We start from the raw sequence: 293 nt of genomic DNA, 5'->3' as shown, positions 1-293 counted from the left end.
TCCGCGGTCGTGGCCTTGTACCGGCTCGACGCCGTCGCCTGCTCGGGGAACGTCGTCCCCTCCGGTGCGGTCAGCACGACCTTGGGCGCGAAGCCCCGGTGCTCCTGGGTGTTGCGAACCATGAGCTTCAACTCGGAGGTCTCACCACGCACCAGCTCCGTGGCAGGGACCTCGAGCGCCGACACCGAACCGAGAGCGCCCGGGATCGAGACCGGAGCGCTGCCCGCGGTCTGGAAGTTGCCTTGGGCCGAGACACCCGAGTAGACGAAGCCGAGCTTGTTATCGGGCACGTC

At 68.3% G+C, this 293-nt stretch carries 1 protein-coding gene; it reads right to left on the bottom strand.

The window, feature by feature from the left end; all coding sequences use genetic code 11:
* Positions 1 to 293 (bottom strand): hypothetical protein (locus ACZ6JE_RS15155; RefSeq protein WP_464319473.1); only part of this gene is annotated, 293 nt, incomplete at both ends.

It is taken from the genome of Frigoribacterium sp. AC759 (assembly GCF_979256015.1).
This window is presented reverse-complemented; position numbering and strand designations above follow the sequence as displayed.